Source organism: Flavobacterium soyae (assembly GCF_021245985.1).
In the GTDB taxonomy this organism is placed as follows: Bacteria; Bacteroidota; Bacteroidia; order Flavobacteriales; family Flavobacteriaceae; genus Flavobacterium; species Flavobacterium soyae.
In genome coordinates this window covers 29174-43475 of the sequence record NZ_JAJQXA010000015.1, presented here as the reverse complement: position 1 = coordinate 43475, position 14302 = coordinate 29174, and the positions used below count along the sequence as shown (strand labels likewise).

General features: G+C 36.0%; 6 protein-coding genes. All 6 read right to left on the bottom strand.

Annotated features, from left to right (window positions below; translation table 11 throughout):
• Window positions 1-254: 254 nt before the first annotated feature.
• Complete coding sequence (locus tag LUU93_RS17230; RefSeq protein ID WP_232682407.1) at window positions 255-1241, bottom strand: pectinesterase family protein; 987 nt, start codon at window positions 1239-1241, stop codon at window positions 255-257.
• Between the two features lie 204 nt (window positions 1242-1445).
• Window positions 1446-3464: an aceric acid hydrolase gene (locus LUU93_RS17225; RefSeq protein ID WP_232682406.1), complete on the bottom strand. Its 2019-nt coding sequence runs from the start codon at window positions 3462-3464 to the stop codon at window positions 1446-1448.
• Between the two features lie 178 nt (window positions 3465-3642).
• Complete coding sequence (locus LUU93_RS17220) at window positions 3643-6102, bottom strand: pectate lyase family protein (protein WP_232682405.1); 2460 nt, start codon at window positions 6100-6102, stop codon at window positions 3643-3645.
• Between the two features lie 7 nt (window positions 6103-6109).
• A complete protein-coding gene (locus tag LUU93_RS17215) occupies window positions 6110-8437 on the bottom strand; it encodes a DUF5703 domain-containing protein (protein ID WP_232682404.1) in 2328 nt (775 codons plus the stop codon).
• Window positions 8438-8632: 195 nt separating this feature from the next.
• On the bottom strand, window positions 8633-10057 hold the full coding sequence (locus LUU93_RS17210) for a sialate O-acetylesterase (protein WP_232682403.1): 1425 nt from the start codon (window positions 10055-10057) through the stop codon (window positions 8633-8635).
• A 542-nt stretch (window positions 10058-10599) separates the two neighbouring features.
• Window positions 10600-14037, bottom strand: coding sequence for a glycosyl hydrolase (locus LUU93_RS17205; protein WP_232682402.1), 3438 nt, complete (start codon window positions 14035-14037; stop codon window positions 10600-10602).
• Window positions 14038-14302 lie beyond the last annotated feature (265 nt).

Here is a 14302-nt window from a genome sequence, read left to right as displayed (position 1 = left end):
AAAACACAAAAAATGACTCTCTCTTTTTTCAGAAAAGTCATTTTTTAAAGTATAAATCTTACAACATGAAAACGTTTTCGCTTTACAAAATATTCCTTAAATATTTACTAAAAAAATATTTTTTTTAAACGTAAAATCTGACCAATATTATTTTTATAATTATTTTATAAAAGGATTTGTAATGCCTAAAGGAAGAAATTTAATAGCAGTTTTGGGCTATAGTTTAGTTATGATTAAGGCTGTTATTTTGAAGTTTATTTATTTGGATTCCATCCCTTTAAAACTAAATCTCTATCATATCTTTTAATATCCTCTTTCTTTAATTGATGCGACCAAGAAACACGCTGAGACACATATTTAGCACTTGAACCTTTACTTCCATATTCAGCATAATAAGCCGTTTTATCTTTATCAGGAAAACGAGTATCGATCCAAGCATTCCAACCTTCAGCAATGATATGCGAACCTAAATCTGTATTAATAAAAACAGTTTGAGCATAAGGTCTCCACGGTCTTCCTAAAAACACTTTATCTACCAATTTGTCTTTTGAGGTAAGTTTACAATCCACAAAAACAAAACCGTAAGCTTGTCCTTGCGGGGTTGAAGCAGCTGTGATATAGGAATTCACTAAACTTTCGATTGTACATTTATAAAAATAAGCCGTTGCAGCACCGAAGATAAAATCGGTTGTTCCGTTGATAAAACAGTTTTCAAAGTAAGTTCGCGTATTTCCTTCAGATAAATAAAGCGTATCTTGATTTGCTAAAAGATTGCAATTCTTTACAATAACTCTATCACTTTTAATGTGTAACGCAACCGCCTGTCCTACTCTTCCTGCTGTGTTTTCGATAGTTAGATTTTCAAGCGTACAATCATTTCCTTTAATAATAAAAGAATACGAAGTTCCTGTTCCAAATTCTTTTTTGCCCGATGAATCTGGTTCCCGAAGCGGTTTTCCCGAATAATCATCAAATGAAATTATGGTTTTATTTCGATCAAGACCTTTTAAAGTAATAAAGGGTTTTGAAGCTGGAATTTCCAATTTCTCGACATACTTTCCAGGCTTTATAGTAATTATAACACGTTTCTCCGAATTATCTTTGACATTATTTACCGCTTCTTGAATGGTTTTAAAATCTCCAGAACCATCTTGAGCAACGGTCAATGCCAATTTGTTATCGAGCGTTTGGGCTGATATTGAAAGTGTTGTTATTAAAAATAAGCTTAAAATATATTTCATATGTTTTTTATGTTTTTGTCATTTCGACCGAAGGGAGAAATCACACTAGAAATTCCGTACTGAATATCGCCAATCTTTGTCGATTCCCGAGTGTGATTTCTCCCTTCGGTCGAAATGACAAACTTTGCGTTTATACTTCTAATTTAAAAATCCGTTTTAATCCGCGTTTTGCCAAGGGCAATCCGTTTCATCTGCGTCCAAAACTTAATGCGACATCCAAACCGTCATTTCTCCTTTACCTTTATTTCCCCACGCAAAATACGGAATTAACTTTACTGATACTGCAGTCGCATCTTTAGAAGAAAGCGGTTTGTATAAAGATTTATTCCAAGAATTATTAGAATTAATTACAGCTTCTGCATCAATGCTAACCAAGTTTCTATTATTCAATAAGAAATTGTTAGTTGTAAATTTTGATTTCAAATTCAAAGCCACATCATTAACACTTACTTTCGCAGGAAGCTGATCTGATTCTAAACAATATACCAAAGGTCCTCTTTTTACAGCAACCTGATTTTTAACTTCTTCAACCAACGGATTCGCTTCCATCAATTCAACCGGCATCGGAAGATTCAATTCGATCACATCTCCTTTTCTCCATTTTTGATTTAATTTCAAATAAGTTCCAGAAACGATTTTATCAGTAATCTTTGCATTATTCACCGAAACTTCAGCATTCTGACTCCAGCCTGGAATTCTTAAAAAGAAATTTTGTAAATCTTTAGGTGCTTTTACAATTTTCAGCGTTATTTTTCCGTCCCAAGGATAATTAGTCTGCTGTTCAATTTCGATTTCTTCACCGTTTAAAGATTTTGTTTTCAATTGATTACTTCCGTATAAATTGACATACAAGCCTTCTTTCGAAATATTGTAAGCATAATTTCCAACTTCGGCAATTGTTCTCGTTACGTTTGGAGCACAACAATTTGATAAGGCGATATAACCTTCACGTTCATTTCCCCATCTTTGGTGAAATGGCAAATCGTTAGAAACATTCAGCGGATTATTATAAAGAAATTTTTCACCTTCTAAATCCATTCCAGAAAGTACACTGTTATACAATGCTAATTCCACAATATCAGCATATTTGGCATCACCGGTAATCTGAAGCATTCTCCAGTTCCATAAAACATTACCAATATTAGCACAGGTTTCGGTATGCGCTGTTGCATTTGGCAATTGAAAAGGTCTTCCGTATGCTTGGTGAATTTTCTGAACGACAGATGGATCATAAGAAGTTCCGTCTGGTGAAACGCCGTCGTATAAAGAACCACAGCCGCCAGTTATGTACATTTTACGATACGTTACATCATCCCAAATCGACTCTAAATTATCTAATAATTTCTTTTCTCCTGTTTCAGCATACAAATCGGCAACTCCTGCGTAAAGATAATTGGCTCTTACAGCGTGTCCCATTGCGGTTGTCTGCTGTCTAAACGGAACTCTATCCTGATTGTCATCGGTTCCGTCATTTGTAGTTCCGCGAATGTCAATTAGATTATTAGCTAACTCTAAGTATTTCGGATTTTTAGTCGTTCTGTACATTTCGACAATTCCCATGTAATGAGACGGACAAATTGCATTTCGAGCCAATTCTGGTGAAGCTTTTTTGTAAAAATCATACAAGAAATCAGTAACACCTTTTGCAATATTCAGGAAATTTGTTTTTCCTGTGGCACGATAATGAATACAAGCTGCAGTCATTAAATGTCCCATGTTGTATTTCTCAAAACCCAATTGTTTTTTCACTTCCTCTGGGCCTAAAGTTCCCCAACGTTCATCAATTAAAACCGGCGTATGAATATAACCGTCTTTGCGCTGTACTTTCGCGAAAAGCGCAATCGCTTTATCCATTTCGGCATCGAGTTTTTTATCTTTTGTAACGGCATACGTTGCTGCCATTCCTTCAAAAATCTTATAGAAATCACCATCATGAAACGAAGGACCTTTAAAAGTTCCTTTGCTTAAACCTGCTGCAATTTCGAAATTTTTGTAAGCATGCGAAATCTCATCGTTATGATACAAATCCCACATGTATGGCAATGTGTTTTTGGTTTCTACATCAAATTGTTCTTTCCAGAAACCGTTTGTCCATTTTACATCTTGCAAACCTACACTCTGTAGTTTAGAATACGGACTTTCTGAATTCGCAACCAAGCCTTTGTTCTGCGCAAAGATCACGGTTGAAAGAAATAAAGAGGATATGATGATGTTCTTTTTCATTTTGAATATATTTTTTGTTTGCCACGAATTACACGAATTGCACTAATTTTTTCTTTTTCTTGCCACAGATTAAAAGGATTAAATTGATTTTATACTAAATAATCTGTGCTAATCCTTTTAATCTGTGGCAAAAAACTAATTCGTGGAAATTAGTGTAATTCGTGGCAAAACCATTTTTTTATTTTACAAAGAAATTAATGGTTCTGCTCATTGAATCTCCATCTGCATCTTTTACCGTTACTACGAAAGAAGCAAATCCTTTTTCAACAGCTGCAAACTGAATTTCCTTTCCTTTTAAAACCACTTTTCCATTTTTAAGATCCGAGAAAGTATAAACTGGTTTATTTTCATAACCTTTGAAATAATCTGCAGTACTTAAAGTCTTTTTATCTTTTAAATTGATAAAATAATGAGGTTGAGCCAACCAGTCTAAATAATTATCCAACTGAGTGAATCCGTCTTTATCAGCATCCTGATTAGCATCTGAAAAATCTCCAGCTTTTGAATTTTCGTTTAAACCAAAAGCTTTTTCCCACCAGTTTGGCAATCCGTCATGATCTGTATCCCAATCTGCAGGACGAGTTTCTGAAGCAAAATTTGGCCATCCGCCTGCATCTTGTTCGTTATCAATCATTCCGCCTAAACCGCTTTTACTGCCTTTGTAAGTAAAAGTTCCTTTTAAAGTTTCATCTACAATTCGGTTATCGTGTTTATCAAAAAACGGCTGATTGGCACCAACATCTGAAAGTACATTTTTATACGCCGCTTTCGCTGATTGCGTTTCTACGTAAGAAGGAAAAAATGGTTTGTCAACGAAAGTTTCATATTCAACTTTCTCATTATGACTTATAGTAGATTTTCTGCCTTTATCCTGAGATTTCTCATCAAAGTAACCCGGCATTATGTTTCCGTTAAAATAATAACGCTGCATTCCTTTTCCAACTCCTTCGTGCTGTGCATTTAACGCGACAAATATTTTAGTTGAAGCTCCTGGTTTGTAAAAATTGTTTACAAAATTCACCTCGTTTGCACCGCCGTCTGTCGTTCTTTGTCCCCAGTTATACACCACATTATTGGTAATATCCAATCTTCCTGTGTAGTAGCCATCTCCATTTAAACCACCGCCAATACTCCAGTTTCTTCCGTAATTATGAGCCAGTAAATTGTGATGAAAACTTCCAATATCACCGCCAATTGTTGCTGCAAATCCGTGCATTTTTCCAACAGGATATTTATCATGCCCAGCTACATTTAAAGCTTCAGAAATTAACGTTCTCTGTAACGTAATATGATGCGCACCACGAGAACTAAACGATTCATCAATTGTCCAGCTTATCGAGCAATGATCGATAATACTGTAATCTGCACCTGTTAATCCCATTCCGTCAAAAGTAGTTCCGCCTCCAATTCTTACTTTTAAAAATCGAACTACACCATCATTTCCTGTCAAACCAATTGGCGCTCTGCTGATCGTGATTCCTTCTCCCGGAGCAGTTTGTCCAGCAATAGTAATATAAGGCTGATTTGCTACTAATCTCGAAGCCAGTTTTATATTTCCCGAAACAGTAAAAACAATCGTTCTTGGTCCAATTTCCTGATTGATGGCATCACGCAAACTTCCCGGACCATCGTCATTTAAATTGGTTACTTCAATTACTTTTCCGCCACGTCCACCAACAGTGTAACGTCCGTAACCTTCAGCACCTGGAAACGCCAATTGAGCAGGTTTAAACGACCAAACATTTCCTAATGTAACTTTCCCATTATTATCTACTTCATCGACTCTCCAGTAATACGTTGTTCCGCTGTACAAATCAGAAAGTGTAAACGATTTATCAGTCAGTTTTCCTTTAAACTCTTTTGAAGATTCAGTTGCGTTTTCTACTGCATTTTTATCTTCACCGAAATATATTTTATGCGATGCCACATTTTTTACAGCGTCCCATTTTAGAGTTAAAGTTTTGCCCACTTCAACATGTTCGTCTCTATTTTTTGGTTCTGGAGTTCTCGCCTGATTCATCAAATTTGGCGTATCAATCTCAAAACCGTTGATTACAATTTGTTTTACAATATCTGGGTTTGAAGTTGGATCAATTTCAAAGCGAACAATTACATCCTTACCTTTTTCGGCATTAAAAGTAATATACGCCATCGAAGCATCAATTTTAGCATTGGCTCTCTGACTCGCATTTACCGTTTCCTGAAGCTTTCCGTTTACCAAGATTTTTATCGGAGAAAAAGTTTTTCCTGTAATGACATCAAAAGCATTATGAAAAGTCAAAAGTGTATGTTTTCCTGCTTTCAATCCACTGATTTTCAATTCTAAATTTTCAGAAGTAACCAAACCGTCACTTCCTAATTTGTTGTAAAACGGCGCGCTCATTCCAACTTTATACCATTTTGAAGTAAAGTTTCCTTTTAGTTTAAATGATACATTATTAAATGATTTTTCAGCTTCTTTTCCTTCATTAATTACCCACGAATCATAACTTGGGTCATGAACTTCTTCTAGTCTTCTTTGAAAAAAATCAAAGTCAACTTTTACAATTTGTTTATCAGTATTTTGAACTGATTGTGCTTTTCCGTTTGCTGTCAAAAGCATCGCCAGCGCAAAAGAACACACTAATCTCTTTACCATTTTTGTTTTAGTTTAATTTCGTTTTCTCTGCTTCAGATTTCCCTAACAGATTTATAATGTCTTTTTTTCTTTCTTCTGGAATCACTTTTAAAACCTTCAATTCTCCATTTAGGAGTTCGGCTTCAATTGTTGTGTTTTGTTTGGCATGTAATTTAAAATGAACGTTCCAATCTTTTGGCCACGCAGAAAAAAGATAGATTTTTCCGTCTGCTTCCTGCAAAAGCATTTCCTGCATGCCAATCATTCCCGATCCGCCCCAATTATGATCTGGAACCCAGTCAAAACCCGGTCCCCAAAAAGCCGGGAAACGTCTTTCTGAATTCGCCATTTTTAGCGTATTATATTTCATCGCCTCTTCGGTTAAGCCCAAACGAGCAGAGAAAATATTATCCTGTTTCCATCCAATATGACTTCTAAATTTTAAAGCATCAGGATCGTATTTCCACGTATTTAAAGCCGATTCTAAATCTGGTTTTCCAACACCATAAATTCCCCACGGATAAACAGGATACAATTGCGGAACTTCAGAATTATTAATTCTTTCCCATGTTTTGGCAGGAAGTAAAACTTTATGATTTTCAATCTGCCCGAAATTTAAAGGCGGAATTCTGGTTTGAAATGCTTTTAAATATTCTGAATCTTCTTTGGACAATTGATTCACCGAAAGGTTTAAAAGACTTTCTGTAATTACCTGTAAAGCCGAAATCGTGCTGTTTGCATTATTTGCCATTTTATAAGTTTCTGCACCAGAACCAGGATATAAAACTAATTTCCCGTTTCCATCTAAGGCTTTTCGTCCTCGTTGTTTTGCTAAATATTGATAATGCTCATCAAAAAATCGAAGACAGCTTATAATAAATTGATTATATTTCTGAATATCTTCTCCAGCATATTCCTTTTGTTGCAACATCATTTGGCAAAATTCTAAAACCGTGTCCCATTCGTATTCTAGCCACGCATTATATTCCATTCCCGGATCGTAATCTGCGGGGCGTTTCCATTCGTATTCGGCTGGATTTGGCAAGCCGAAGTTTTCTAATTGTTCTGTGAATGAAGCGCCGTTATGTTTCCAGTAAACTTCGCTTCTTAATTCAGCATTTTTTTGAAGACTTACGTAATAATCCAATTGTGATTTCATCATATCAAAATCTCCGCTTTTTACCATCGGAAAATAAACCAATCGCTGGTTTTGAGCTGTCATGGTTCCGCCTCCCCAATTTCTGAAATCGGGCGTAAAATTTAGGTCTTTATTTGTGCGAACAGGATCAACAGTAAAAAGTCCGCCGTTGAATTTTGTTGGGTATTTTCCATATGCATTGCATCCAAGCATGTATCGAAACAACTGATAATTCTGCCCAATCTGATAAACCGAATCTTTAGCATTCGATTGATTTTTTTGAGTGAAAATAAAACTGCGATTCCAGAAAGAATTCCACCATTTTTGAGTGTTTTTTTCTGCTTGTTTTGAATTATTTTTATTTGCAGCAATCAAACTTTTTAATCCGTCATTCCAAGTAGAAAAATCAGATTGATTGGTGTTTAAATAAATTTCTAAAGAATGTTTTTTAGATGGTTTTATGCTTGTTAAATTAAACCCTTTAAAATCGGTATCCTGATATTTTCCAAGATATGTTCCATCTGGTTTTAGGTTTTCACCTTTCATGAATCCGCCAAAAGTTAAATTGGCAATCGGGTTCAGCATTTGGTCTTTTACCAATTCCATTTTCTGCTGTTTTACAGTCACGTCAAAAACAGTATTTTCTCGATTTCTGTGGTAAAATTTGATACCGTTATTCTCAAACGAAATAGAATCTTTATACGTAATAAGTTCTCCTTGAGGCGCCCATTTATAAGAGTTAGCATTATTTTCTTTTCCTTTTGGATAACGATTTTGATAACGCCAGCTTTCGTAAGAAGCAGTCATTTTTAATGGGTTCTTACTTTCTAAATCGACATGAATAATCGGTTTAAAAACATCCACCCAAAGTTTGATTTTTGTGTTGTTTTGCCCAACTAAAACATAACCGTCTTTGAGTTTTAATTCCTGATGAAAGCCTTCTTTTCCTTCAAAAGGATTTGGACTTAGCGTAACTTTTACTCTTCCCAATTTCAATAAAGTATTGTGCTCATCGAAAGTCCCGCTTCGCGAAAAATAGAAATACAAATCGCCCTTCTCAACCCAAACATTCATACCAATATCACCGCCTCCCAAAGGCATAGATTCTGATGAATTATTGCTCTGCGTTGTCCAAACCTGATTGTAATTATCGAGCGTAGGAATTTGCGCTTTGAGGCAAAGCGTTGTGAAGAGAAAGATGTATTTTATGTATTTCAATTTATCTATTTTTTTTAGTTCTTTTTGTCATTTCGACTGAAAGGAGAAATCACACTAGAAACTCCACACAGAATGTCCTCAATCTTTGTCGATTTACGCGTGTGATCCCTCGTTCCTCGGGATGACAAACTAGACCTTAAACTCATAATTCAAACACCTACAAGGTTTTGAAAACCTTGCAGGAGCACCCGTATATTACCATTCATCCGTTCTAAACGAAGAAACCGGCAAACCTCCTGCGCTAAACAATTCCGCTTTCGTGAAATCTTTCCATAAATAACGAACAGCAACTGGATTCTTTACTTTATCAGAAGTCAGAACCACAGATTTTCTTCTTACCACAGTTTTTGCTGGATAAAAAACTTTGTCTGCTCCTGCTATTTCAAAACCTAAAACTTCTTTATCATAAGACGTAATTCCGTTTGCAACATCATCAAAAGAAACGGTTACAGCTCCATCTTTTATTTCCATCGATTTGTATTTCGGACTTTCGAATTCGAATCCTTCAATTCCGTACGTTCTTGCCAAAGCTTGAAAAGCCAAACGGTTTCCTCCTTTTTCTTTGTCCATTGGATGAATGTTATTTTCTTCTCCAACATCCATTAAAACTGCCATTGCTGCATTCGGAATTTCCTTTGAAGCCTTAAACTGCGCTTCTCTCAAATAAGCTGAATTGTATTTTTCTAAATAATCTTTTGGATGAAAGGAAGCATAATTAAACGGCGCAATCTGAGCGAAATAAAAAGGAAATTCTCCCTGATTCCACAACGCTCTCCAACTGCTGACCATTTTCTTCATTAAAGCGGTATATTCAGAAGCTCTTTCGTAATTTGATTCTCCCTGATACCAGATACAGCCTTTGATTCCGTAACCAATTACAGGCGAAAGCATTCCATTAAACAAAGTCGTTGGCACACGATTTGGATCTTTTGCCAATTCTTCTTTTGTGGTCGGAATTTTAGCGCTTGCAAAATCTTTCAGCATTTCTTTGTTCATCCACGCTTCCATGCTCGAACCTCCATATGATACATGAATTAATCCCATAGGAACATTTAAAACTTCCTGTAAAAGCGATCCAAAATACCAAGCTGTTGCGCTAAAATTTGAAGTCGATTTTGGAGAAGCTTCTTCCCATTTACCTTCAAAATCATCTTTTGGTTCTAAAACCGTTGCTCTTGGAATCGTAATTAAACGAATGTTTTTATTAGTTGATCTGACGATGATTTCGTTTCCATTTTTAACCGGCTGGCCTTGAAATCCCTTTAACGGCATTTCCATATTCGACTGTCCAGAACAAAGCCATACTTCACCCAACAAAACATTTTTAATGGTTACTTTTTCATTTCCTCCCGATACTTCAATTGTGTATGGGCCACCAAATGAAACCGTTTTTAATTCTGTTTTCCATTTACCTGAAGCATCTGCTTTTACCTTGTAGGTTTTAGAATTCCAAGAAGTTTTGATTACAATGTTGGCGTTCTTTTCTGCCCAGCCCCAAATTGGTGCGTTGGATTTTTGCTGTAATATCATGTTGTCAGTAAACAATGCTGGCAGTTTGATTTTTGCATTGATTTGAAGAGTTGCTAAAATCGTTAATAATGCAATAATTGATTTTTTCATTTTTTTATTTTTTTGCCACAGATTAAAAGGATTAGAAGGATTTTTTTTCGCCACGAATTCACGAATTTTTCTTACTTCTGCACCCTTTAATATATGGTTATTTTTTTTTAATTGCCTCCAGCTTTAGCTGGAGGGATCATCAATGTTTATTCTCAATAGGCTTTAGCCAAACTAACTTTTTGGCTAAAGCCCTGTTATGTATTCTTCTTAACCTCCAGCTAAAGCTGGAGGCAACTAACTTTTTTCTTTGTCAAAAAAAAATCCTTTTTAATCCTTTAATCTGTGGCTAACTTTTATTTTTATTTTACAATACTCAATGGCCCTAATAAATTTTTCAATTGCCTCCAGCTTTAGCTGGAGGTCATAAAGTATTTGCATTTCTAGGGCTTTAGCCAAATAATTAGTTTGGCTAAAGCCCAATTCTTATCTTCTTCTAAACCTCCAGCTAAAGCTGGAGGCAATTCATCTAACCCTTCTTTTATCACAGATTAAATAATCCTTTTTAATCCTTTATCCCGATAGCTATCGGGAGTGGCTAACTTTTATTTTTCTTTTACAATACTCACTGGCCCTAATAAACCCGCTTTCAACAAAGGTTCTCCCTCTAATCGAAACGGCGCTGTTGTCCATGTTAATCTTTCTTCTTTTGGCAGTTTTTGATCGCCAATTAATCTATTTGCCCAAGTATTTGTGACTTTAATTTCTATTGCGTTTTTTCCTTTTTGCAAAGCTTTTGAAATATCTGTTTTGAAAGGAAAAGTCCAAAGTATTCCGCAATCTTTTCCGTTGATTTTGATTTCTGCGATATTGGCAATTTCGCCCAAATCCAACCAGATTTTATCAGTGTTTTTTCCTTTCCAAATAAACTCTTTTTTATAAACTACAGTTCCCGAATAATATTTAATTTGATCATTCTGAGAAGTACTCCAATCAAAAAGTTTGTTTGTTTTTACCACTTCTTTAGGGCCTTTAAATTCTTCATCAAACTGCAATTCCCAGTTTTCATCTAAAGTCTGCACTTTCTCCAACTCAGAAGGTTTTCCTTGTGCTAAAACTTCTTTGGTTTGATCTTCAAAAATCACAAAACCAGATTCGTTGGCCTCTAAAGTTATCGACACAATTGTTCTTCCGTTTTCTATTTTCCAATTGGTTAACGTCAAAGTTTGATCTGTCACAGGATTGTACCATTGCGGAACTTTTCCAGAAATTCTGAAAGACGCCTCAAAAGAACGTTTCTCTGCTTTTTGATTGGAAATGAAATAAATATCTTCTGTTTCCGATTTACGATGCGCCCAAGCCAATGTTTCTGAATCAGCTCGGTTTGAATTTGGAAAATAAACGTCTTGTGTTATTCCGATGGAAGCAAAATCATTTTCTAAATATGGCAATTTGACAACCGTTCCTTTTCCGATTTTCCATGTTGATGAATTGGAATTATTCCAGATTTCATCAATTACATTTTGCCATTTCTTTTGATCTATTTCTGATTGAATTCCTGGCTGAAGATTCGGTTTTTCATCTACAAAAATCGTTGCACCGTCTTTTAGCAATTGCAGGATTTTTTCGGCAGAGGCCAAAGAAAGCATCTTATTTGGTGCCATTTTATGACTTCCCGGAAACAATAAAGCACCGTATTCTATTCCGCCATCAAATGTTACTTTGTTATTCTGAACTTTCGCACGATTGATCAAAACATCGGCATTGAAGGAATCATATTGATAACCATTTAGCGGATTAATCCATTGTGATAAATCAGTTATATTTTTAGAATAGGTCACTTCTTTGGGCATTTTTGCCGTTGGCTGATCTTCATTTTCTAAACGGATTTTCTCGCTTTCCAATCTTTCCTTTCCGAAAACATTCGGAATAAAAGGCACTAAACGATCGGGCACAAAAGAACGGGAAGGAAAATCTTCGCCAATAAAAACCGCCAAATCAATTACAGGTTTTCCTTTTTGCAACTGAAACTGTACTCTTTGACAATAATCAAACCACGCTTTTCCGGGTTTCCACCACGTTTGGTCTCTTTGAAAAAAAGTTCCAATATCGTCTAAAGTCATTCCCGGTTTTCTGTCCGTCCACGGGTTATGCACAAAAACGTGGTAAAATAAACGGTTGATTCCTAGCGCATAATTTCGATCTGCAGTTGTTTTTAAGTTTCCAGGATGTTCGTCCCAATCCATTCGCAAAGCCGTGAAAGATTCTGCTTGAATGATATCTTTTCCATAAATATGCCCGCCCGAAATAGCATCGACCATATCAAAAGGTTTGTCGTGTGTGGGGCTTTTCAGCCAAAATTCACCGCCCGGATAATCAACATATTTATAATGCAGCAAAGCATCACTCATCATTGTTGGCGCAACGTTTTCTGAACTTAACTTAACGTTATATTCTTTTGCAATCTGAGCGACAGTTCCGTAGAAATTATCGGCAACTAAATCGGAAATTGTTTTACGAACATCATATAAAAATTTCTCAGAAAAATCGGCACTTTCTACAGGAATTCCCGCCATAACTGGAAGATATTCTACAAGATCGTAGCCACGTCTCTTTTTAAATTCAACCTGAAAAACCGAAGACCAATTTTGGCTTCCACATTCCCAGCTGTCAAAATGAAGAATTTCAAGCACTTTTGAAGCCAGTTCTGGTCCAGCAGAACGAACGGCTTCTCCAAACCAATGATCCAACTGAAAACGAATTAATTCAGGATTGAATTTGTCTACTTCCAGTCCCTTTCCTGCTCCACCTGTTGCATTTTCATGTCCTGTAGAAGTATGCCCCATTCGGATAATTTTCCATTTTCCTTTTGGCGCTTTCCAGTTGAGATTTCCATCGGCATCAACAAAATGGGAAATATTGATAATTTCTGATTTTTTAAATGCATCAGAATTTGGAATTTCTTTTTCAGTAGTCTGTGGAGTCAAACGCCAAATTGCCCCTGATTTTCCTTCGTAATTATTAATCAACGATTGATTTGAAAGGGTTATTTTACTCACTTTCAGATTTTGTTTCCATTTAGCAAAATCCAAATCTTCCGCTCCGGGTTCTGTTCCCTTTGGATCATAAACAAACCGGAAATATTTTGCCGTTACAGGCGTAATAGTATGTGTATTCGGGAAATCCATATCCTGCCAGCCGTGACGTGGCGCAATTATTCTTTCGTGGAATCTAAAATTTATTCCGTCATCACTCACTTCGACAATCAGACGTTGTGCCTGAAAATCTCTTCCTTTGGTTTCTATTACAATAGATTTACAAGTAAAAGGCTGGGTAAATTCATATTGAATCCATCCTGCATCAGCAAACTTAAAATTCTCATCTTTTTTAGGATCAGCCAAAAACGAAGCATCGGTATTGTTTGATGTCGTTACTTTTGGCATTTGCATCTGCGAAGTAATTTGATATTCTTTAATCGGAATAGCAAAAGTTACAATGTCTTTATAATAATCTTTATAATGTTCTGGAACTGGCAATTTCGACGCAACTTTTTTTCCTCCTAAAATTTCAGTCGTCGACCACACTACTTTCTGCATCGACATTTCTGGCGTAATCCACGGCCCGCCTGCAACGGCAAATCCGTCTGCTCCGTGAAAAGCTAATTTCAAACCTAAACGATCTGCTTCTTTAAATGCCCAATGAATCATATCCCAAAATTCAGGCGTCAACTGTAAAACTGGCGGATTTATTAATGGCGGATTCGCTGGACCTTTTATGGTCATTAAATAAGCGCCCGCAATTCCGGCTTGTTTCATAGCTTCTAAATCGGCTGTGATTCCTGCTTTAGAATACGCCGATTTCATCCAATACCAATATACCCAAGGCCTTGAGGATTCTAATGTTGGCTGAAAAGAGGTTTCTTTTTTATGGACTTCTTGTGCTGAGACGATACTTGCATAGAATAAAAAGAAAACAGTCGAAAGTTGGAAAGTCCAAAGTCGAAAGTCTTTTTTGAAAAGAAAAATGTGGTTACGGTTAGACATTATTGTTATTATTTTCTGTTCGTAAACCCGACAGGTTTCAAAAACCTGTCGGGTTTGTGTTGTCGTTTTTTTTTGTCATTTCGACGTAAGGAGAAATCACACTAGAAACTCTGCAAAGTTTTTCTCCAATCTTTATCGATATACGTGTGTGATTTCTCGTTCCTCGAAATGACAAACTGTATTTTTAAACTTTAATTAATTTTACAAATCTGCCTAATCTGCAAAATCAGCGGGAAAAATTTACTCTCGCAGATTTCACTGATTT

Excerpts from the sequence above, each read along its gene's own strand:
- LUU93_RS17230 (WP_232682407.1), bottom strand. The coding sequence starts at position 1,241 with ATGAAATATATTTTAAGCTTATTTTTAATAACAACACTTTCAATATCA.
- LUU93_RS17225 (WP_232682406.1), bottom strand. The coding sequence starts at position 3,464 with ATGAAAAAGAACATCATCATATCCTCTTTATTTCTTTCAACCGTGATC.
- LUU93_RS17220 (WP_232682405.1), bottom strand. The coding sequence starts at position 6,102 with ATGGTAAAGAGATTAGTGTGTTCTTTTGCGCTGGCGATGCTTTTGACA.
- LUU93_RS17210 (WP_232682403.1), bottom strand. The coding sequence starts at position 10,057 with ATGAAAAAATCAATTATTGCATTATTAACGATTTTAGCAACTCTTCAA.
- LUU93_RS17205 (WP_232682402.1), bottom strand. The coding sequence starts at position 14,037 with ATGTCTAACCGTAACCACATTTTTCTTTTCAAAAAAGACTTTCGACTT.